This window comes from Mesorhizobium sp. M7A.F.Ca.CA.002.09.1.1, from assembly GCF_003998555.1.
GTDB lineage: Bacteria > Pseudomonadota > Alphaproteobacteria > Rhizobiales > Rhizobiaceae > Mesorhizobium > Mesorhizobium ciceri.
In genome coordinates, this window is sequence record NZ_RZRR01000846.1 from 1 (window position 1) to 2,442 (window position 2,442).

A 2,442-nucleotide genomic window follows, 5' to 3' on the forward strand; every position below is an offset into this window, starting at 1 on the left:
CCCGCCAGCCAAGCGCCGGGTTCTCTTCCTGGATCGCGCCCTTGAAATAGGGCAGCACCTTGTCGCCGCCAATGTCGATGGTGCGGAAGGTGACGGGCTTGCCGCGCGCCGCTTCGAGCACGTCGCGGTAGAGCTTTTCCTGGGCCTCGGCCCGGGGAAAGGTGGAAGCGACCATGAATTGCAATTCGGTGCGGAACAGACCGATGCCGGCCGCACCCGCTTCGGCAAGCTGCGGCAGGTCGACGGCGAGACCGGCATTCATCAGCAAATCGACCTGGACACCATCCCTGGTCGTCGACGGCTTCTTGCGCAGTTCGCGGTAGACCTCTTGCCGGCGCGCCCTGAAACGCACTTTTTCGGCATAAGCGGCCTCGAGATCGGGCTGCGGCCGTAAATGGATCACGCCCTCCTCGCCGTCGACGATGATGGCATCGCCGTTTTCCGCCATGGAAACAGCGCCCTTCATCTGGCCGGCGACGGGGATGCCCATGGCACGCGCGACGATGACGACGTGGCTGGTCGCTGCACCGTCCTCGAGCACCAGCCCGCGCATCTTGTCGCGGGGATAATCGAGCAGTTCGGCAGCCCCCATCGAACGGGCGACGATGATGGCGTCCTTAGGCAGCGATGCCGCGACATCTTCCGGCCCGCGCCCCATCAGCTGGCGCAGCAGGCGGTTGGCGAGGTCGTCGAAATCGCTCATCCGCTCGCGCAGATAGGGATCGGTCATGTGCAGCATGCGGGCGCGCATGTCGCTCTGCACCTTTTCCACCGCCGCTTCGGCCGTCAGGCCGTTGCGGATCGCCTCTTCCAGCCGTCGCACCCAGCCGCGATCGTTGGCGAACATGCGATAGGCTTCCAGCACCTGGCGATGCTCGCCCTCGAAGGCGACGTCGCGGCGTTCCAGCATGTCGTCGATGGACAGCCTGAGCGAGCTGAGTGAGGTCTCCAACCGGCGAACCTCTTCCTCGCTGTCCTCGTTGAACAGATTGGTGACGACGATGCGCGGCTCGTGCAGCACGACATGGCCAAGCCCGACGCCTTCATTGAAGGACAGGCCGGTGAAGCTGACAGGACGGCGCAGATCGAGTTCGAGGCCGGGCCGGGTCAGCCGCGCCAGATCGCCGGTGGCGATCATCTCGGCGATCACCATCGCCGTGGTTTCCAGCGCCTCGACCTCGTCGTCGCGGTAGTGGCGCATGGTCTTGTTCTGCACCACCAGCACGCCCAGCGTGCGCCCTGCCCGCAGCACCGGCACGCCCAGGAACGAGTTGTAGATCTCTTCCCCGGTCTCCGGCAGGTAGGCGAAGGCAGGGTGTTCCTGCGCATTGGACAGGTTGAGCGGCCGCGCGCTGGCGGCGATGGTGCCGACCAGGCCTTGGCCCAGCCGCAACTGCGCCAAATGGACGGCGTTCGGGTTCAGGCCTTCGGTGGCGTAGAGTTCGAGCACCGAATCGGCACGCAGCACATAGAGCGAGCAGACTTCCGCGACCATGTTGGAGGCGATGTCGCGCACAATCCGGTCAAGCCGCTCCTGCGGCTCCAGCGGCTCCTGCATGAGCTCGCGGAGCCGTTTGAGCAAAACGCGCGGGCCACTGGCCTGATCACGCATCGCGGCTTGTTCTCCAATGGGCATTCTGCCCGCCGCAGTTTCCACCGCGACCGGCGCACACGCAACAACTCAAATCGTTCTCGCTACTGCTTATCCAGACCGTAGACGGAATGCAAAGTACGAACCGCAAGTTCCGTATACGGGCCGTCGATCAGGATCGAAATCTTGATCTCCGAGGTCGTGATGGCGCGGATGTTGATCGATTTGTCGGCCAGCGCCTTGAAAGCGGTGGCGGCGACGCCGGCATGGCTCCTCATGCCGATGCCGATGACCGAAACCTTCGACATGCCGGCTTCCGACTGCACGACATCGTAGCCGATCGAGGCCTTGAGGCGTTCAAGCACGGCCAGCGCCTTGTCGACATCGCCCGACGGCACGGTAAAGGTCATGTCGGTGAACTTGCCGTCCTCGGAAATGTTCTGGACGATCATGTCGACATTGATGTTGGCCGCGGCCAGCGGCCCGAAGATGCCGGCGGCAACGCCCGGCCGGTCGCCGACCCGGCGCAGTGAAATCTGCGCTTCGTCCTTGGCGTAGGCAATTCCGGTGACGACCTGCTGTTCCACGATCTCTTCCTCGTCGCAAATGAGCGTTCCGGGCGGATTGAGCAAATCCCCCATTCCGGGCGCATCGGGATCGTCGAAGGACGACCGCACGAAGGTACGCACCCTGTGCACCATGGCAAGCTCGACCGAACGCACCTGCAGAACCTTGGCGCCGAGCGAGGCCATTTCAAGCATTTCCTCGAACGAGATCTTGGCCAGCCGCCGCGCCTTGGGCTCGATGCGTGGATCGGTGGTGTAGACCCCGTCGACATCGGTGTAGATGTC

The 2,442-nt window shown here is 64.0% G+C and carries 2 protein-coding genes; both read right to left on the bottom strand.

From position 1 onward, the window contains the following. Positions 1-1,612: putative PEP-binding protein (locus EN994_RS27180; protein WP_127307956.1), on the bottom strand; the 1,612-nt coding region annotated here is incomplete at its 3' end. An 83-nt stretch (positions 1,613-1,695) separates the two neighbouring features. Further along, on the bottom strand, positions 1,696-2,442 hold a 747-nt coding region (locus EN994_RS27185; protein WP_164746240.1), incomplete at its 5' end, for an aspartate kinase.